The sequence below is a fragment of the Rheinheimera sp. 1928-s genome, assembly GCF_029269265.1.
Taxonomy (GTDB): Bacteria; Pseudomonadota; Gammaproteobacteria; order Enterobacterales; family Alteromonadaceae; genus Pararheinheimera.
The window spans coordinates 144,328-162,450 of the sequence record NZ_JARIXP010000002.1 but is presented as its reverse complement, the minus strand read 5'-3'; the positions used below and the strand labels follow the sequence as shown (position 1 = coordinate 162,450).

Here is an 18,123-nt window from a genome sequence, read left to right as displayed (position 1 = left end):
CTCCAACAACAGCACCGAATACGGCTTTGAGTACCTGTTTAAAGCCTGGAGCTTTTGCCATTTTAACCTCTGTGGTTAAAACGGTTCAGTAACTCAAGTAAGTCAACAAAATGAAATTGGGTAGAGCGGCTGTTGCCCTGCAACCAGCTGAACCAGCTTTGCTGAGAAGGCTGACATAATGCAGTAATTGCCAGAGGCTTAGAAGGGTCGGCTTGCGCCTGCGCCTGGCATAATTCAGTGGGTGAGTCTTTCTGTTGATAAACAACAACACCAAGACACAAGCTAATGGCCAACGCGGACACTACTTTGCGGTTTGCTTGTTGTTTCATACGAACCTCAACTGGTTGAATTATGTGCTGGATGATACTCAAGTTGAGGACAAGTTACAAGTTTATAACTTAGTCAGCCAGTGACAAAAGTCACTTAAATAAGACTTTTTTAATGAAGCGAACAGAACTACAGGGGCAAAACAGTTGTTTTGCCCCATCAGTACAGATTAAAAGGTTTTACTTAAAGTCAAGACAACACGACCATCACATAAATCGCATTCTGCCGAATCGTCGATATCGGTGTCTGCATATTTCAGCGACACACCCGCACCTAAGACTTCTGTGCTGAAGCCGATGCTCCAGTCAATGTAAGTATCAGTATTGACAGGACCTGCTGCTAAAAAGGTTGCAAACTCACCTTCATCTTCAAAAACGTTGTAGCCAAAGTGTAAGTCTAACGCAATATTTTCTATCAGACTGTATTTGTAATCTGCAGAAAGGTAGTAATAGTCTTCAACTCCGGCGCCAAAATAGTCTGGTGAATAGGCAATACCTAAAGTCCAGCTGTCATAAAAAAACTTGGCATAACCTTCGTAAAAGTTAAATTCATCGACATCGTTATCGCCTTTTGGATAACGGTATTGCATCACACCAACGTCTACATTCCAGCTGTCGCTTAATGCACCGGTCCAGCCAGCTAAAATGTCCAACTCCATGCTGCCTTCACCGAACTTAATGTTTGAACCCCAGGTAGACAAATAAAAGCCAGAGTCTCCGCTTAAGGTAAAACCGCCCTGAACTGCCGGGCCTTCGTCCGTTTGCGAAATACCACGGAATAAATAATCTGAGGTAAAGGCCACATTGCCTGAAAGGCTGGCGGCACTCACACCGAAACTGCTACCCGCGATCAGCAATGCTACGAGGCTACGGCGAATTGTTTTACTTGTTGCTTTTGATCCCAGTGTTACTTTTTTTGTCATTTTATTTGCCCTTATCTATTAGTTCCCGTGAATACAGTCCATTTTTTGTGCCATTGCTTTATTCCTAATTAAATCAATAGGGTACTGAATTGGTATTGCAGAGATTTATCATTTATGTGCAAAAGTGGTGCGTTGCTGCCTGATTTTTGTGCAGTGCACCTTACTAACAAAGATGATTTTTTCTAAGCGATTCAGTAAAGTCTGGGCTTTGTTTTATTACAACAGCTTTTTGGAGAGAAGATGCGCCAACCTAACTGGATTGCTCCGTCAATTCTATCGGCAGATTTTGCCCGTTTGGGCGAAGATGTCGCGCGGGTTTTAAAAGCTGGGGCAGATGTTGTGCATTTTGATGTGATGGACAATCATTATGTGCCGAATTTAACCTTTGGCCCCATGATTTGCAGTGCCTTGCGCAACTATGGCATCACAGCTCCTGTCGATGTGCATCTGATGGTCGAAAACGTTGATAGCCTGGTGCCTGCTTTTGCAGAGGCCGGTGCTTCCATTATCAGTTTTCATCCAGAAGCATCCAAACACGTGGATCGTACTTTGCAATTGATCCGTCAGCAGGGTTGTAAAGCTGGCCTGGTGTTTAATCCGGCAACCCCATTAAGTTATCTGGATTATGTACTGGATAAAGTGGATTTGGTGCTGCTGATGTCGGTCAATCCGGGTTTTGGTGGTCAGTCTTTTATTCCTGCAACTTTAAAAAAACTGCAACAAGCCCGCCAGATCATTGACCAGAGTGGTTTGCCGATCCGGCTGGAGATTGATGGTGGTGTGAAGGTTGAGAATATCCGTGAAATCGCAGAAGCAGGTGCTGATACCTTTGTCGCTGGCTCTGCCATTTTCAGTCAGAAGGATTACCAGAAAGTGATCGATCAGATGCGTGCTGAACTGGCCGGAGTGAATTAGTGCGGCCTTTTCAATTGATAGCTTTTGATTTAGATGGCACTTTGGTCGACAGCGCTCCTGACATTTTACCCGCGCTAAACCAAATGCTGGCAGAGCTTGGAAAAGCGCAGGTCAGCCTGGTTCAGGTGCAGCATTGGCTGGGCAATGGTATGGCGATGCTGATTCAAAGAGCATTAACAGGCCAGCTTGAACCCAATCCCTGTGATGTGTCGGAGTTTAATCAGGCACAGCAGCTGTTTATTGGTTTTTACCAGCAAAGCAACGGCTCGCAAACTCGTTTGTTTGAGCAGGTGCCTGAAGTATTGGCGCAACTAAGTGCGCTTTATCCTTTGGCAGTAGTCACCAATAAACCACGTCAGTTTACTGAACCATTGCTGCGGCATTTAAGCATTCAACACTTTTTTAAAGCGGTTTGGTGCGCAGATGATGTCGACAAAGCCAAACCTGATCCACAGATGTTGTTGGCTTTAGCTGCTCAGCAACAACTACCGGTTACCGATATTTTATTGGTCGGGGATTCTGAAAACGATATATTTGCAGCCCGTGCTGCTGGTATGCCTGTCATTGCGCTGAGCTACGGGTATAATCACGGCCAATCCATTGCACAAAGTCAGCCGGATCTGGTGTTGGAGTCTTTCTCCTTGTTACCAGATGCCATTTGTTGTTTAGAACAGGAAAGATAGATGTCAGAGTCAAAAGCCAATCAGCAGAAAGCCAAACCTATAGTCTTAAGTGGTGCGCAGCCTTCAGGCCAGCTTACTATTGGAAATTATCTGGGGGCTTTGCGTCAGTGGGACAGAATGCAGGACGACTACGATTGTTTGTACTGTATTGTCGATTTGCATGCCATTACTGTGCGTCAGGAACCTGCAGCGCTGCGTAGTGCCTCACTTGACAGTCTGGCTTTGTATCTGGCCTGTGGTATAGATCCAAACCGCTCCAGCGTGTTTATGCAGTCGCATGTGCCTGAACACAGCCAACTGAACTGGATTTTAAATTGCTACACCCAGTTTGGTGAATTAAGCCGCATGACGCAGTTTAAGGATAAATCTGAACGTCACAGCAATAACGTCAATGCGGGTTTATTTACTTACCCTGTGCTGATGGCTGCCGATATTCTGGTGTATAACGCGCATCAGGTGCCGGTAGGCCATGATCAGAAACAACATCTTGAACTAGCCCGGGATATTGCCAGCCGTTTTAACGCTTTGCATGGCGATGTTTTTACTGTGCCTGAGCCTTATATTCCTGGTGTTGCAGCTCGGGTGATGAGTTTGCAGGAACCGACGAAAAAAATGTCCAAGTCGGATGAGAATCCGTGGAATTTTGTTGGTTTGCTGGAAGATCCAAAAATGATCAGCAAGAAATTCAAAAAGGCCATGACAGACTCTGAAGATCCACCTCGTGTGACTTACGATCTGGAAAACAAAGCTGGTGTGGCTAACCTGCTGAGCATTTTAAGTGGTGTGACGGGCAAGCCGATTGACAGTCTGGTGGCTGAATACGAAGGCAAAATGTATGGCCATTTAAAAGGCGATGTAGCAGATGCTGTGATTGCTTTATTAGAACCAGTGCAGGCGAAGTTCCATGAAATTCGTCAGGATCAGACACTGATGGACCAGGTATTAAAACAAGGCGCTGCAAAAGCCAGAGCTCGTGCAGCAGTGACACTTGAAAAAGTGTATGAGGCTGTTGGTTTTGTTTTACCCACCTAAATTACTTAGGGTTTGATTGAAGGTTGATTGATAATAATGCTGTAAAAGCCGGATTGTTATGATTTTATTGATAGATAATTACGATTCTTTTACCTACAATTTAGTTCAGTATTTTGCTGAATTAGGAGAGCAGGTACTGGTACGGCGTAACGATGAAATCAGCCTGACTCAGATAGCTGCTATTCGACCTTCCAGTCTGGTGATTTCTCCAGGCCCCTGTAGTCCGGATCAGGCTGGTATTTCTTTGGCCGCCATTCAGCACTTTGCCGGACAAATTCCTATTTTGGGGGTTTGTTTAGGCCATCAGGCGATAGCTCAGGCTTTTGGTGCCAAAGTAGTGCGTGCTAAGACAGTGATGCATGGCAAAAACTCGCTGATTAAACATCGGGATCAAGGTATGTTTAAAGGCTTAAATAATCCCTTGAACGTAACACGCTATCACTCACTGGTAGTGGATCAAGAGTCGGTGCCGGCTGATTTTAGTATTGAAGCCTGGACTGAAGCTGATGAACCGGAAATTATGGCACTGTCGCATAAAAAATTGCCTGTGCACGGGGTGCAATTTCATCCCGAAGCCATTTTAACTGAGCAGGGACATCAGTTATTACAGAATTTTCTGACATTGTGCAAAGGCCTGAACAATAATGATAAATAAGGTGTGTCAACACACAACGTAAAGGGTAGTTATGTCTTTGTCTTCCTCCTCTTTGGAGCAGCTGTTTATTGATAATCTGATTGGTGTCGACCCGAATCAGAAGCGTTTACGTTATTTAAAAAACCAGCAAACGACCAACGAACAGCGTCCTATGTTAGAAATAGAACGTAAAGCGCTGGAAGCCCGTCAGTCAGGTGAAAACGCTAAAAAAATCTTCCTCGACTTTACGCAGGCTCATTTGCATGACGAGGTCGCTCAGGAGCTGATGCAACGCCTGAGCAGCATTGAAGTGATCAGCAGCTCATTGTTTGATTTAGGGCCGAATTTCCCGGCTTTAATTGATGCTTTAAGTGCCAAAGCTGTGACGTTAAACCAGCTGGATCCATTGATAAGCAATGTGCAATGGCTGAAAGAAGATGTACTGCGTTTGGTGAATCAGCCGCGGTATCGAAATAAGACTAGCTCAGGTAATCTGGTCAAAGACATTAAAACTGCGTTGCGCTTCTTAGGTGTTGAGGCCCTGCAGGCCCTGGTTCCGGTGTATGCGTTTCGCCACTGTATTCCGCACTCTACTGATCCTTTTGTTCAGTTTAAGGTCAAAATCTGGGAATATTCTTTGGCCACAGCTTTAGCTGCCCGTGAAATAGCAAATTCCCAGGGACTAAATGGATTTGTCGCTTTTTGTGCTGCTATGTTCCAGACCATGGGCCATATGGTGGTGATCCGCAACTATTTACGCAGTTACGCACAAGTGAAACGCACTGAGTTATTACGAGCCCGCGATGCCCGCGACAATGAACTGACCGATGCTTTAGAAGCTTTAGATGCCGACGCTGGCTTTTTATCCAGCAGCATAGAAGAATTTGCCGGTATTATCAGTGCTGATTTAATTGCTCGCTGGCAATTAAAACGTATGCCGTTGGCAGCTATTCTGGACCAAATCGCAGATGAAACGCCATTAAGCAGCTGTAGTGATTTAACCCGTGTTGTCAAACAAGCCAATACTTATGTGCAGGTGAAATTTCTGGTTCATGAGCAGCGGCTGGATGTGGAAGAAGCCAACAAAGCGTTAAACGACGCAGGTGTTCATAACGAAATGCGTAAAATGTTGTCTCAACTGGACCTGAAAAAGCTGTCATTTGAATAATTGTAAAAAAATTAGTCAATAAACATGCAGTTTTTTTCAACAGCACTTCTGTAGCGTCAAAAAGCTGAGCAGATCAACAGGGCCATTCGTTGCTCGATGTTTTTCTGCTCTGTTTCCTGAAGAAAGCAAATAGCTAGTTATTCACATCCTATGCAAAACTATCTGGAAGCCTTGTTTTTCAAGGCTTTTGGCCCTTCTGACAGCAAGACTTTTCATTTTTTATCTGTAATAATGCGGTGAAGCATCTTTTTCCGTTTGCTGTTTTTTTACTGAAAATTTGACCAGAGTAAACAGCAGACTTTTATTGCAGCAGAGGTAAAAAATGGCAGAACATATTCAGGTCACCCGTGCTTTGTTTGATGAAGTGATGGTTCCAAACTATGCACCGGCACCTATTATTCCGGTCCGTGGTCAGGGCTCCCGGGTCTGGGATCAGGCGGGTCGTGAATACGTTGATTTCGCAGGTGGCATTGCAGTGAATGCCTTAGGTCATTGCCACCCGGCTTTGGTGTCTGCGTTAAAAGAGCAAGCCGATAAGTTATGGCACTTAAGTAATGTGATGACCAACGAGCCGGCTATTCGTCTGGCAAAAAAACTGGTCGACAGCACTTTTGCTGAAAAAGTCTACTTTGCTAACTCTGGTGCTGAAGCCAACGAAGCCGCTTTAAAGCTGGCACGTCGTTGGGCTTTGGATAACTTTGGTGCGCAAAAACAGCAAATTATCTCTTTTGGTAAAAGCTTCCACGGTCGTACCTTTTTTACTGTGACAGTGGGAGGTCAGGCGGCTTATTCGGATGGTTTTGGTCCAAAGCCTGGTGCTATTGACCACGCTGAATACAACAACCTGGAAAGCTTAAAAGCGCTGATGTCGGAGAATACCTGCGCTGTGATTTTAGAACCGTTGCAGGGTGAAGGCGGCATTATCCCGGGCGACGTTGCTTTCCTTCAGGGCGTACGTGACCTGTGCAACCAATTTAATGCGTTGATGATTTATGACGAAGTGCAATCTGGTGTCGGCCGCACGGGAAAACTCTATGCCTACATGCACTGCAATGTAGTGCCTGACATTCTGACCACAGCGAAGTCTTTAGGTGGTGGTTTCCCGGTTGGCGCTATGCTGACCACTACAGCTATTGCCAGTCATTTAAAAGTCGGTACTCATGGCAGTACCTATGGCGGCAACCCGTTGGCCTGTGCTGTAGCAGAAGCCGCTTTAGATACCATCAATCAGCCTGAAGTACTCCAGGGTGTGCTGGATCGTGAACAGATCTTCCGTCGCGAATTGGCTGCTATCAACGAAAAACATAATGTGTTCAGCACAGTACGTGGTCAGGGCATGTTGTTAGGCGCTGTATTAAACGATGAGTTTAAAGGCCGTTCACGTGACTTTTTCCTCGCTGCAGCTGATCAGGGATTATTTGCTTTAGTGGCAGGCCCGGATGTGGTGCGTTTTGCTCCTTCTTTAGTTATCCCCGAAGCAGACATTATCGAAGGCATGAAACGTTTTGAAAAAGCAGTAGCCCAAGTGAAACAAGGCTGAATTTAGCCTCTATTCATTGTTCGACTACATACTAATAAAGCAAAAAATGAAGCGCCTTTTCAAAGGCGCTCTGAAGCAAAATAACTGGAGTAAGCGACTATGATGGTCATTCGCCCAATCCGAGCCGAAGATTATCCTGAACTGTACGACATTGCTGTCGAATCAGGTCATGGCTTTACTTCGTTGCCCGTCAATGATGAGTTGTTACAACGTAAAATTAGCCGATCAGAAGCCTCCTTTGCCAAAAAGGTCGTTAAGCCAGGTGATGAAGGTTATCTGTTTGTATTGGAAGACCCACAAACAGGAGCAGTGGTTGGTACCAGTGCCATTGAAGCTGCAGTAGGATTGGAAGATGCGTTTTATCATTACCATTTAGGTAAAGTCGTGCATACCTCCCGCGCTTTAGGGGTTTATAACCCAGTGGATATTCTGACCTTGTGCAACGATTACACAGGTGTCTCTGAGCTTTGTACGCTGTTTTTACGTGAATCCTGCCGCAAACAAAACAATGGTCGCTTGTTATCCAAGTTCCGTTTTTTATTTATTGCTGAATTCCGCTCACGTTTTGCTGACAGAGTCATTGCAGAAATGCGTGGTGTGTCGGATGAAGACGGTCATTCCCCCTTCTGGAAATGGTTGCAGGACAGCTTCTTTTCTGTAGATTTTCCGACAGCAGACTACCTGACCGGCATAGGCCAGAAGGTGTTTATTGCCGAGCTAATGCCCAAATACCCGATTTACGTCAGCTTATTGAGTAAAGAAGCTCAGGCCGTGATTGGCAAAGTGCATGAAAAAACCCGTCCTGCTTTAGCTTTGCTGCAATCCGAAGGTTTTTCTAATACAGGTTATGTCGATATTTTTGATGCAGGCCCCACGGTCGAAGCCAAAGTGGAGCATATCCGCACTGTACGGGGTAGCCGTAAGCTGCAAGTCCAGATTGGTACTGTGACAAGTGGCCAGCCTTATATGGTGTCTAACACTAAGCTGGAAGACTTCAGAGCGACCTGGTTGCAACTGCATGTTGATGAAAACAGCGAGGTGGTGATTCTGCCCCAGGACTGTGCCGATCTATTGCAGGTTACTCAGGGCGACTGGGTGCGTTTAGCCCGGATTTAAACCATTATCCAAGGTAAAGTGGAACAGACATCATGACAGAACAAGCAGTGCAATTTATCAATGGTCAGTGGCAACAAGGCGCGGGTCAGTTATTTTCCTCGTTAAACCCAGCCAAACAGCAGTTGATCTGGCAAGGCCAGAGCGCAGATGCCACTCAGGTCAACAGTGCCGTCGAAGCAGCCAGAACTGCTTTTGAAGACTGGAGCGAGTTAAGTTTTGATGCGCGTTTAGATATAGCCCGCGCTTTTGCCGCACAACTGACAGACCACAAAGAACAATTCGCTTTGTGTATTGCTGAAGAAACAGGTAAACCTTTGTGGGAAACCCGCACTGAAGTGGCGGCGATGATTGGTAAAATCGACATTTCTGCCCGTGCTTACCGGGAAAGAACAGGGGTGAAAGAAAACCCTATGCCGCAAGGCAAAGCCTGGATCCGCCATAAGCCTCATGGGGTAGTGGCTGTATTTGGCCCTTATAACTTTCCAGGCCATTTACCTAATGGCCATATAGTGCCAGCTTTATTGGCCGGTAATACAGTGGTATTTAAACCCAGCGAGCTGACACCAAAAGTGGCCGAACTGACAGTGCAGTTATGGCAGAAAGCCGGCTTACCTGCTGGTGTGCTGAATTTACTGCAAGGCGAAATTGATACAGGTAAAGCTATTGCCAGTCACCCTGGTATCGATGGTTTATTTTTTACCGGCAGCTCTGGTACTGGCCATTATTTACATCAACAGTTTGCTGGTCAGCCGCATAAAATTCTGGCGCTGGAAATGGGGGGCAATAACCCTCTTATCGTCCAGAACGTGAAAGACATAGATGCGGCAGTGCATGACATTATTCAGTCGGCTTTTATTTCTGCAGGTCAGCGTTGTACTTGTGCGCGCCGCTTGTATTTGCCGCTAGGTGCAGAAGGCGATGCGATACTGGCTCGTTTGCTTGACGTGACAAAAGCGCTGAAAGTGGGGCTGTACGATGATGTTGAGCAGCCTTTTATGGGCACATTAATTTCCGAAAAAGCCGCTTTGGGTATGCTCAAAGCGCAGCAGGATTTAATAGAACGGGGTGCTCAAGTGTTGCTGGCTATGCAGCAGCAACCACAAAGCCCTGCCATGTTAAGCCCTGGTATTCTGGATTGCAGCACTATAAGCGGTATGCCGGATGAAGAGCACTTTGGCCCGCTGCTGAAAGTCTTCCGTTTTGCACAATTCAGCGATGCGATTAAAGCTGCCAATAACACCAGCTTTGGTTTGTCTGCTGGTTTATTGTCGGATGATGAAGAACTGTATCAGTTGTTTTTCCGAAAAATCCGCGCAGGCATAGTGAACTGGAACCGGCCTATTACCGGAGCCAGCTCTGCAGCACCTTTTGGTGGTATAGGCGGCAGCGGTAATCACAGGGCCAGTGCTTATTATGCAGCAGATTATTGTGCTTATCCGGTCGCTTCAGTGGAGCTTGAACAGTTACAGTTACCAGAACAGCTGTCACCGGGTTTAAGCTTCTGAGCCTGACAAAGTTCGTTTTTTAAGTTTTATTTTAATCGGGGCTATGCCCCGATTTGTTTTATCAAACAAAATTTGCTTAAATGACATTCACTTATCGGCAAATTATCTGGGCTTTTGTGTCAAGCACAGATAAAGTCCAGTATCCAGTGTTGTGCACTATAGGTGTCCCTTTTGTATGGTAACTGATAAACCCGGCTACGAGCATCTGATCCAGTTTTTGACTGAACATTTGTCTTTGTTTGAACAACGAGGTCCAGTCGTCGCCGGAGCTAAAACTCTGGGTGAAGTGTTGGAAGAATCTATTGCTGAACAAATTATCCAGCTCTGTACTCAGCATACCGAATTGGAGATGAATCATCGCAGCATGATAGTGCGGGAAGTGGACGGCATCTTGTATGACTTTCAGGAGGTTCTTGCTTCGGTACTGGAAGAACCTGCCACTGCACAGCAAACTGAGCTCATTCAGGAGATTTCTTTGCTGATCAAAAATCTGTTTGATACTGCGATTGCGGCTTTGATGGATTAATCTTAACTAGCCTCATCTGACTGTTTTCCGTAAAATAGCCGTTCTTTGACTACGGACAACAGGATCTCCTATGCAAGCCAGCGTAAAATGGGCCGGTGACCAAACCTTTATTGGCCGCTCTGACAGTGGTCACAATGTGGTGTTTGATGCCCATAAAGAGGGCAGTGCTGCCCCAAGCCCTATGGAAATGGTGTTGATGGCGGCAGGTGCCTGTTCTTCGGTGGACGTCGTCAGCATTTTGCAAAAAGCCCGCCAGCAAGTCACAGATTGTGAAGTGATTTTAACTGGTGAACGTGTAGATACTATTCCCCGTGTATTCAGCAAAATTCATCTGCATTTTGTCGTGACAGGTTTTAATGTCAGCGAGAAACATGTGGAAAAGGCGGTCAATCTGTCGGCTGAGAAATACTGTTCAGTTTCTATTATGTTGTCACAAAGTGTTGAAGTGACTCATTCTTTTAGTGTGAAACAATCCGAAGTACAGCCCGCGGCTGAATAAAGATTGCATCGGTGCAGCTGTTCTATACTGAATTGCAGCTCTGACTATTGAGGTAAAAAGAACGTGGTAAAACCTTTTGAAAAACTAAGACTGCATGGTTTTAATAACCTGACCAAAAGCCTGAGTTTCAGCATTTACGATATTTGTTATGCCCAGACTGAGCAGCATCGTCAGGAGTATATCTCCTACATCGACGAGCAATACAATGCCGATCGTCTGACCGATATCCTGAGTGAAGTGGTGGATATCATAGGCGCAAACATTTTAAATATTGCCCGGCAGGATTATGATCCACAAGGTGCCAGCGTGACTATTCTGGTCTGTGAAGAACCTATAGAAGGTTCACCGGACAATTCAGAAAACCCGGGCCCATTGCCGGATTCTGTGGTGGCTCATTTAGATAAAAGCCATATTTGTGTGCACACCTACCCTGAAGTGCATCCACAGGATGGCATTTGTACTTTCCGTGCTGATATTGAAGTGTCAACTTGTGGCTTAATTTCGCCACTGAAAGCGCTGAACTTCCTGATCCACAGCTTTGAATCGGACATAGTGACCATAGACTACCGGGTACGTGGTTTTACCCGTGATGTGAAAGGTGTCAAACACTACATAGACCATCCTATTCATTCGATTCAGAATTTTATGGACGAGCAGACCAAAAATGCCTTCCAGATGGTGGATGTGAATGTGTATCAGGAAAACCTGTTCCATACCAAAATGATGCTCAAAGAGTATGATTTAAACAACTATCTGTTTGGTACTGGTGTGGGTGAACTGGATGACGTTGAGCGCAAAGTCATCAATAAAAAAGTGAAACGCGAAATGCGGGAAATTTTTTACGGCCGTAATTTACCGGAAATGGAATAAGATTTAAAAATGGGGTCAGATCACATTATTGGCCTGGCCAATAATGTGATCTGACCCCATTTTTATTCTAACCAGTTAATCTGACCTCTGGCCTGACGCCTTTTAATAATCAGCTGCTCTACCAGTGGCGTTAAAATCAGCTCCATGGCTAAATTCATTTTGCCACCCGGCACCACCAATGTATTAACCCGCGACATAAAAGCGCCGTTGATCATTTGCAGGTAGTAAGGGAAGTCGACATGTTTAATACCGCGAAAACGGATCACGACAAAACTTTCATCTAAAGACGGAATATCTTTGGCGCTGAAGGGGTTTGAGGTATCGACTGTTGGCACACGTTGGAAGTTAATATGAGTGCGTGAAAACTGTGGAGTGATCTGATTCACATAATCATCCATGCTGCGCACTATGCTCGACATCACAGCCTCACGGCTATGGCCCCGTTCTGAAGTATCGCGGATAATTTTCTGGATCCACTCTAAGTTGACAATAGGCACCATGCCGATCAGCAAATCCACATGCTGGGCGACATTGTTTTGTTCTGTCACCACACCACCATGTAAGCCTTCATAAAACAATAAGTCGGTGTTGGGCCGTAAATCCTGCCAGGGCGTAAAAGTACCAGGCAGTTGGTTGTAAGGCACTGCTTCATCAAAGGTATGCAAATACTGTCGTACTTTACCTGTGCCTGTTTCGGCATAGCTGGAGAACAGCGATTCTAAAGCGGCAAAGTCGTTGGCTTCAGCACCAAAATAGCTGATATGTTTACCTTGCTCTTTGGCTTTACGTATTTCCAGATCCATTTCTGGTCTGCTGTATTTGTGAAAACAATCCCCTGCAACAAAACCGGCATCAATACCAAGGCTGCGGAATATATGGGAAAAGGCGCTCATCGTGGTGGTGGTGCCAGCACCTGAGGAGCCTGTGACCGCAATAATAGGGTTTTTGTGAGACATAAAAAGCCAGGTTGTGTTGATTGTCAGCCGACTACCATAAAGGATAAAGTAAGGTTACTGCAAGCACAGTAATGAAGCTGCTGCTGATGAACAGAGAAGGACCATCAAGTGCGATCATTTTCTCTTGCTTTGGCTGTGATGGCGTTGCCAGTGGCAGCTGCCTTGCCACAATACAATTTATATCTGACTGATTTATCGAAAGATTTATCTATTTCTAATAGAATAAAAATTAACGAAATTCCGACTTATATCAACCAGCCAGCTTTTAGTAATGATGGGAAAAGCTTGTTTTTTACGCTGGAGCAGGGCAAAGATGCAGCGGTGCAAACCGATATTGGCGTTTATGTTCTCGCGGATAAAAAACAAGATGTGCTGACTAAAACAGCGTTAAGTGAATATTCACCGACCTTACTGCCTGATGGTTTAGGTGTTTCTGTTGTGGTGGTAGAAGCGGATCAAACGCAACGATTATGGAAAGTGGACTGGCAAGGTAACAGCAGTTTACTGAAAACAGAGCCCAAAGGTGTCGGTTATCATGCCTGGGGGCCGCATCAGGATTTATTGTTGTTTATTTTGGGTGATAAAGAAGATAACCACACAGTGCGTTATCTGGATCAAGACGGAAAGCTGACGACGCTGGCGACAGGGGTAGGCCGGGCTTTAAGCTGGCAGCCCGGTACTCAGAAAGGTTATTACACTCAGGCTAAACACGATCAGTTGTATTTAAGTTCTTACGATGTAAAAACCAAGGCGAACACTCAAACTGAATTGGCGCTTCCAGCTGGAGGCCAGGATTTAGTCTGGTGGTCCGAAGATATCTTATTGGTTTCTGCCGGCACTAAAATTTATCAGTGGCAGGTTCAGGGCAAACAAGAATGGAACTTGTGGCTGGATTTATCCAAAGAATGTGGCACCGAAATCAGCCGTTTTGCACTGAATAAAGCACGTAGCCAACTGGCTTTTGTTTGTAAGGCGTAAAAGAAGGGTCAGAGCTATCAGCTCTGACCCTGAGGTTTAAAACTTAAAGTCGATTAAAACCGGGTCATGATCCGATGAACGGAATGGATCCGGGGCGTATAAGGTTTTTTGCTGAGCTTGCGATTTAAACTCAGTGTTGTAATCCAGCACGGCTGGTTCATCCGCATTAATAGCCCAGTGCTGGAATAAGGTCAGTTGTGTTGCCATAGTTTTGCTGGCAAGCGCATGATCCAATGAACCTGTGCGGCCTCTGAACACATAAGAATAATGCCCGCTTTCATCTTTGGGAGCCAGATGCACCCAACCTGCTTGTTCCAGTGTATAAATCGGATCTTCCTGACGGTAGGCATTTAAATCCCCAATCACCAGCTGATGAGGTGTATTGACGCCAGTGGGCTGGGTCTGTAACCAGGCAGATAAGGCTTTGGAGGCCAAAACACGGGATTGATTCCAGCAGCTCTGACCATCTTTATTATCCCTGTTGCCATTGTCTACAGCGGCTTTATCTTCCGGGCAACTGCCTTTGGATTTAAAGTGATTCACACTGACAGTAAAAAGGCCTTCTGTGGATTTGGCTTTAAATGTCTGAGTCAAAGGGGCTCTCGAACCATAAGCAAAGGGGCCTTCGGCAATCATCACTGCTTTGCCAGCTTCTGTGACTTTATGTTGGTTGTAGATAAGAGCCACTTTAATAGCGTCACCCCCTAACGCCTGTTGCGGCTGCACAAAAGCATAACGTTGCTCTCCTAAGGCTTTATTCAGCTCTCGGACCAAAGTCGCCAAAGCACTGCGCTGATCAAAACCGTTATTTTCTACTTCCAGTAAACCTATCACATCAGCATCCATACCGGACAAAGCCGCTATCATTTTGGCTTGTTGGCGCTGCAGCTCATTTGCATTTGTAGCACCACGGCGGGTAGGGAAAGGGTTAGCCGCAGTTTCGCCGGTAAAAAAGTTCAGCACGTTAAAACTCGCGACCCGAATATGATCAGCGGCTTTGGCTTTAGGTGCTCCAGTTCTTGCATTGCTGGCTGCAAAATCCGGCACTTGTGCCGCAACTAAGCGATAACCCTGCTTAGTTTCAATTAAATAACCCTGCAGGTTTTTTACTGTATCGCCAACCCGCACAGTATTGCTGGCTGATAAATTGCCGCCAGGGAAGAGCACAGGATCCGGGTTCTGCTCAAAAATCCCATCATCCAGCCAGAGCTGACTTAAATTCTGTTGTTGCTCCAACTCTTTTGCTGCTTTACCTGGTCTGTGTAGCTCGGTGGCTATCCAGAGTCTTTTATCGGCCAATAAAACTTCACCGTAGCGTGCTAACGGATAAGTGTCGTTGACTATTAAGGCTTGAGGAAAGGACAAATACTGACCTTCCAAAGCTTCCCAGTCTTGTTTGGATTTTACTGGCAATGTTGCCACTACAGGTTTTGGCGCTTCCTGTTGACCACAGACTGAGGTTTTTACATCCACCAAAGCTGTCATGCCGTTTATCTCAACCACTTTACCCGTGACTTCAAGCTGTTGACCTGCTTTTGCCTGTTGAACCAGCTTTTTATCAGCAATAAATAAGGCGTCACTGGTTTTTGGATTAGTATCAGGGTTCAGGCTTTGGATCAAAACCCCGGCTGCTTTACTGCCCGGATAAAGAACAGCAGTGACTACACCTGATGTAGACACTGTTTTGTTTAACAGCGGACTTTGTTTAGCATCGCCCTGAACTGCTGCAATAGTGGTTTCTGTCTGACAAGTCGCAGATACACCAAAGGATCCTGCGGCCAGTACCAGTAAAGTAAAAATGGATAATTTCATCAAAAGTGTCCTTTAAAACAGATCTGTACAGCCTAAGGCACCCAGAAAAATCTACAAGGGCAAATCGTTGAATTTCGTATGAAATTGCTGTGAATAGCGATGAAATAAAAAATTGCCCGGAGCAATTTTTAACATTGGARCGCAGCGACGATGGCCCTAAGGGTRAGCGCCATGGRTGGCAGCGAATAAAAAAGGCGCCACAACGGCGCCTTAGTAATCAACTAATACCTTTAATTCTTTTCGCGGGCGATGGCGCGATAGCCAATATCTCTACGACTGAAGACGCCGTCCCACTGCACCTTGTCGGTTAGCTCGTAGGCTGCTTTTTGTGCCTCTGTGACATTAGCGCCCAAAGCTGTAGCGCACAATACACGGCCACCAGCCGTTAATACCTGACCGTCTTTTAAGACTGTGCCAGCGTGGAATACTTTGGCTTCACGGCTGTCTTCTGTAGGTAAACCCGAAATCACATCACCTTTGCGGTAATCATCCGGATAACCACCAGCGGCCAGCACTACACCTACAGCGGCACGGCTGTCGAATTTAATTTCTTGTTGGGCTAATTTACCTTCTACAGCAGCCTGACACAGCTCTACTAAATCGGATTGTAAACGCATCATAATAGGCTGAGTTTCAGGGTCACCAAAACGGCAGTTAAATTCCAGTACTTTACAAGTGCCATCAGGCGATACCATCAAACCTGCATAAAGGAAACCTGTGTAGATATGGCCTTCAGACGCCATACCATTCACTGTTGGGTAAATGACGTTTTGCATCACCCAATCATGCACTGCTGGTGTTACTACCGGCGCCGGAGAATAAGCGCCCATCCCACCGGTATTTGGGCCTTTGTCGCCGTCATCACGGGCTTTGTGATCCTGAGATGACGCAAAAGCCAAAGCGTGGGTGCCATCTACCATCACAATAAAGGAGGCTTCTTCACCTGTTAAAAACTCTTCAATCACCACACGGCTGCCGGCAGAGCCAAACTTATTGCCAGCCAGCATATCGTCAATGGCAGCAAAAGCTTCAGCTTCAGTCTGAGCGATAATCACGCCTTTGCCTGCAGCTAAACCATCGGCCTTGATCACAATAGGAGTGCCATTGGCTTTGACATAAGCTTTAGCCGGCGCTATGTCAGTAAAGTTGGCGTAAGATGCCGTTGGAATTTTATGACGGGCTAAAAAGTCTTTGGCAAAAGCTTTCGAGCTTTCTAACTGAGCAGAGGCTTGGGTCGGGCCAAAAATAGCCAGACCCTGCTGACGGAAGGTATCGACCACACCTTTGGCCAGTGGTGCTTCAGGACCCACTATAGTCAAAGCTATGCCTTCGCTTTTGGCAAAAGCGGTCAGGGCTGGCACATCGTCTGCTGCAATAGCCACGTTGGTCAGATTCGCTTCGAGCGCAGTACCTGCGTTGCCCGGAGCTACAAAGACTTGTGTCACATGAGCCGATTGTGCTGCTTTCCATGCCAGAGCATGTTCACGACCACCACCACCTATTACTAATACTTTCATCGTCAGTCTCGCCCTAATCAAAAACTAAAAAATATCAAAAACTAAAAATCAGTGTGACTAAAACAAACAGCAGCCTATTTGGCTGCTGGTTTGCGGAATTTCAGAGTCATACGGTCACTTTCACCAATGGCCAGGTACTTGTCTTTGTCCTGCTCTTTTTGTGACAGAGTAGGAGGCAAAGTCCAGACGCCACCTGGATGGTCTGCTGTATCTTTTGGATTGGCGTTAATTTCGCTGCTCTGCTCTAAGACAAAACCAGCTTTTTGCGCCAACTCAACCGCTAAACTTTGTGGGAAATAGCCTGATTTTAACCAGTCAGCTGATTTTTTATCTTCAGGTAAACGGTGTTCCACTACGCCTAACACACCACCCGGCTTTAAAGCCGCGTAAAAGGATTTAAAAGCATCGATCGTGCCTTGTTCACCTTTTTGCATATACCAGTTGTGCAGGTTGCGGAAGGTCAGTACTACATCAGCACTGTTGGCTGGAGCTACTTGCTGGTCTGGTAAAGGAGAGAATTCGGTCACAACCACGTTTTTATACGCTTCATTAGAGGCAAGCTTTTCTTTAAAAGCTTTCAGGTTGCGTGTTGCGTATTCAGAGGTGCTGTTGGCAGGGAAATGAGCTGCATAGTATTTGCCCTCTTTGGCCAATAATGGAGCCAGAATTTCAGTGTACCAACCACCACCTGGTGATATTTCTACCACAGTACTTTGTGGTGTCACCCCAAAAAAATGTAGGGTTTCAACAGGGTTTCTGTATTGATCACGTGCTTTATTGGCTTCAGAGCGGGCTGGGTTTTGCAGCGCCTGCTGTAAAGCTGTGGTATCAGTGTTTGCAAAAGAAAACTGGCTAAGCACTAAACTGGATGCTAAAACGAATTGCGATAACGCCTTCATAACACGATCCTTCTGAGTTAAAAACCGGCGCTAGTGTAGCAAAGCACAACAGCTTTTGCAGTCAGAAATCACCAGCGGTCGTATTTGTGGGATGTAAATCTGCACTAAAAATTTCAGATGGCTGGACTGCCAAATTTCAATCAACAAAAATTATATGCTGTGATAAAATGCCGCCCCTTGAATTTTTAAGCTTGTTGCCTTGCTGAAGATGGCTTCAGAACAGT

General features: G+C 45.8%; 18 protein-coding genes. 12 read left to right on the top strand and 6 right to left on the bottom strand.

Translation table 11 applies throughout. The annotated features are described in order from the left end of the window. Nucleotides 1-62 precede the first annotated feature (62 nt). A complete protein-coding gene (locus tag P3C17_RS05670; protein ID WP_300928496.1) occupies nucleotides 63-329 on the bottom strand; it encodes a hypothetical protein in 267 nt (88 codons plus the stop codon). A gap of 167 nt (nucleotides 330-496) precedes the next feature. Next, nucleotides 497-1,249, bottom strand: coding sequence for a TorF family putative porin (locus tag P3C17_RS05665; protein WP_300928495.1), 753 nt, complete (start codon nucleotides 1,247-1,249; stop codon nucleotides 497-499). Between the two features lie 240 nt (nucleotides 1,250-1,489). Between P3C17_RS05665 and rpe the strand changes: the two genes are divergently transcribed. The 11 genes from rpe (at nucleotide 1,490) to speD (ending at nucleotide 11,737) form a co-directional block, all read left to right on the top strand. Continuing rightward, nucleotides 1,490-2,164: a ribulose-phosphate 3-epimerase gene (gene rpe / locus P3C17_RS05660; RefSeq protein WP_300928494.1), complete on the top strand. Its 675-nt coding sequence runs from the start codon at nucleotides 1,490-1,492 to the stop codon at nucleotides 2,162-2,164. Continuing rightward, nucleotides 2,164-2,847, top strand: a complete 684-nt coding sequence (locus tag P3C17_RS05655; protein ID WP_300928493.1) for a phosphoglycolate phosphatase — start codon at nucleotides 2,164-2,166, stop codon at nucleotides 2,845-2,847. The genes rpe and P3C17_RS05655 overlap by 1 nt, the downstream gene beginning before the upstream one ends. Next, the gene (gene trpS, locus P3C17_RS05650) at nucleotides 2,848-3,879 is read left to right on the top strand and encodes a tryptophan--tRNA ligase (protein WP_300928492.1); all 1,032 of its coding nucleotides are present in this window, start codon (nucleotides 2,848-2,850) and stop codon (nucleotides 3,877-3,879) included. 58 nt (nucleotides 3,880-3,937) lie between these two features. Continuing rightward, the gene (locus P3C17_RS05645; RefSeq protein WP_300928491.1) at nucleotides 3,938-4,534 is read left to right on the top strand and encodes an aminodeoxychorismate/anthranilate synthase component II; all 597 of its coding nucleotides are present in this window, start codon (nucleotides 3,938-3,940) and stop codon (nucleotides 4,532-4,534) included. A gap of 31 nt (nucleotides 4,535-4,565) precedes the next feature. After that, nucleotides 4,566-5,681 carry an HDOD domain-containing protein gene (locus P3C17_RS05640; RefSeq protein ID WP_300928490.1) on the top strand — a complete coding sequence of 372 codons (1,116 nt, stop codon included), beginning with the start codon at nucleotides 4,566-4,568 and terminating at the stop codon, nucleotides 5,679-5,681. 322 nt (nucleotides 5,682-6,003) lie between these two features. Beyond that, entirely contained in the window at nucleotides 6,004-7,221 is a 1,218-nt protein-coding gene (locus P3C17_RS05635) for an aspartate aminotransferase family protein (RefSeq protein WP_300928489.1), read from the top strand. Between the two features lie 99 nt (nucleotides 7,222-7,320). Further along, a complete protein-coding gene (gene astA / locus P3C17_RS05630) occupies nucleotides 7,321-8,337 on the top strand; it encodes an arginine N-succinyltransferase (RefSeq protein WP_300928488.1) in 1,017 nt (338 codons plus the stop codon). A gap of 32 nt (nucleotides 8,338-8,369) precedes the next feature. Beyond that, nucleotides 8,370-9,842, top strand: a complete 1,473-nt coding sequence (gene astD, locus P3C17_RS05625) for a succinylglutamate-semialdehyde dehydrogenase (RefSeq protein ID WP_300928487.1) — start codon at nucleotides 8,370-8,372, stop codon at nucleotides 9,840-9,842. 175 nt (nucleotides 9,843-10,017) lie between these two features. Further along, nucleotides 10,018-10,368, top strand: coding sequence for a DUF3802 family protein (locus P3C17_RS05620; RefSeq protein ID WP_233008334.1), 351 nt, complete (start codon nucleotides 10,018-10,020; stop codon nucleotides 10,366-10,368). A gap of 70 nt (nucleotides 10,369-10,438) precedes the next feature. Continuing rightward, the gene (locus P3C17_RS05615; protein ID WP_300928486.1) at nucleotides 10,439-10,867 is read left to right on the top strand and encodes an OsmC family protein; all 429 of its coding nucleotides are present in this window, start codon (nucleotides 10,439-10,441) and stop codon (nucleotides 10,865-10,867) included. A gap of 63 nt (nucleotides 10,868-10,930) precedes the next feature. After that, nucleotides 10,931-11,737: an adenosylmethionine decarboxylase gene (speD, locus tag P3C17_RS05610; protein WP_300928485.1), complete on the top strand. Its 807-nt coding sequence runs from the start codon at nucleotides 10,931-10,933 to the stop codon at nucleotides 11,735-11,737. 62 nt (nucleotides 11,738-11,799) lie between these two features. On the opposite strand, the gene P3C17_RS05605 is transcribed toward speD, so the two are convergent. After that, nucleotides 11,800-12,693 carry a phosphoribulokinase gene (locus P3C17_RS05605; protein WP_127684794.1) on the bottom strand — a complete coding sequence of 298 codons (894 nt, stop codon included), beginning with the start codon at nucleotides 12,691-12,693 and terminating at the stop codon, nucleotides 11,800-11,802. Between the two features lie 108 nt (nucleotides 12,694-12,801). On the opposite strand from P3C17_RS05605, the gene P3C17_RS05600 reads away from it, so the two are divergent. After that, nucleotides 12,802-13,671, top strand: a complete 870-nt coding sequence (locus P3C17_RS05600; RefSeq protein ID WP_300928484.1) for a hypothetical protein — start codon at nucleotides 12,802-12,804, stop codon at nucleotides 13,669-13,671. Between the two features lie 36 nt (nucleotides 13,672-13,707). Here the strand turns inward: P3C17_RS05600 and P3C17_RS05595 are convergent, their stop codons facing one another. The 3 genes from P3C17_RS05595 to P3C17_RS05585 form a co-directional block, all read right to left on the bottom strand. Then, entirely contained in the window at nucleotides 13,708-15,483 is a 1,776-nt protein-coding gene (locus P3C17_RS05595; RefSeq protein WP_300928483.1) for an ExeM/NucH family extracellular endonuclease, read from the bottom strand. Nucleotides 15,484-15,713: 230 nt separating this feature from the next. Next, the gene (purD, locus tag P3C17_RS05590) at nucleotides 15,714-17,000 is read right to left on the bottom strand and encodes a phosphoribosylamine--glycine ligase (protein ID WP_300928482.1); all 1,287 of its coding nucleotides are present in this window, start codon (nucleotides 16,998-17,000) and stop codon (nucleotides 15,714-15,716) included. 74 nt (nucleotides 17,001-17,074) lie between these two features. Beyond that, the gene (locus P3C17_RS05585) at nucleotides 17,075-17,899 is read right to left on the bottom strand and encodes a methyltransferase (protein WP_300928481.1); all 825 of its coding nucleotides are present in this window, start codon (nucleotides 17,897-17,899) and stop codon (nucleotides 17,075-17,077) included. Nucleotides 17,900-18,123: the final 224 nt, after the last annotated feature.

Excerpts from the sequence above, each read along its gene's own strand:
- P3C17_RS05670 (WP_300928496.1), bottom strand. The coding sequence starts at position 329 with ATGAAACAACAAGCAAACCGCAAAGTAGTGTCCGCGTTGGCCATTAGC.
- P3C17_RS05665 (WP_300928495.1), bottom strand. The coding sequence starts at position 1,249 with ATGACAAAAAAAGTAACACTGGGATCAAAAGCAACAAGTAAAACAATT.
- rpe (WP_300928494.1), top strand. The coding sequence starts at position 1,490 with ATGCGCCAACCTAACTGGATTGCTCCGTCAATTCTATCGGCAGATTTT.
- trpS (WP_300928492.1), top strand. The coding sequence starts at position 2,848 with ATGTCAGAGTCAAAAGCCAATCAGCAGAAAGCCAAACCTATAGTCTTA.
- P3C17_RS05645 (WP_300928491.1), top strand. The coding sequence starts at position 3,938 with ATGATTTTATTGATAGATAATTACGATTCTTTTACCTACAATTTAGTT.
- P3C17_RS05640 (WP_300928490.1), top strand. The coding sequence starts at position 4,566 with ATGTCTTTGTCTTCCTCCTCTTTGGAGCAGCTGTTTATTGATAATCTG.
- P3C17_RS05635 (WP_300928489.1), top strand. The coding sequence starts at position 6,004 with ATGGCAGAACATATTCAGGTCACCCGTGCTTTGTTTGATGAAGTGATG.
- astA (WP_300928488.1), top strand. The coding sequence starts at position 7,321 with ATGATGGTCATTCGCCCAATCCGAGCCGAAGATTATCCTGAACTGTAC.
- astD (WP_300928487.1), top strand. The coding sequence starts at position 8,370 with ATGACAGAACAAGCAGTGCAATTTATCAATGGTCAGTGGCAACAAGGC.
- P3C17_RS05620 (WP_233008334.1), top strand. The coding sequence starts at position 10,018 with ATGGTAACTGATAAACCCGGCTACGAGCATCTGATCCAGTTTTTGACT.
- P3C17_RS05615 (WP_300928486.1), top strand. The coding sequence starts at position 10,439 with ATGCAAGCCAGCGTAAAATGGGCCGGTGACCAAACCTTTATTGGCCGC.
- P3C17_RS05605 (WP_127684794.1), bottom strand. The coding sequence starts at position 12,693 with ATGTCTCACAAAAACCCTATTATTGCGGTCACAGGCTCCTCAGGTGCT.
- P3C17_RS05595 (WP_300928483.1), bottom strand. The coding sequence starts at position 15,483 with ATGAAATTATCCATTTTTACTTTACTGGTACTGGCCGCAGGATCCTTT.
- purD (WP_300928482.1), bottom strand. The coding sequence starts at position 17,000 with ATGAAAGTATTAGTAATAGGTGGTGGTGGTCGTGAACATGCTCTGGCA.
- P3C17_RS05585 (WP_300928481.1), bottom strand. The coding sequence starts at position 17,899 with ATGAAGGCGTTATCGCAATTCGTTTTAGCATCCAGTTTAGTGCTTAGC.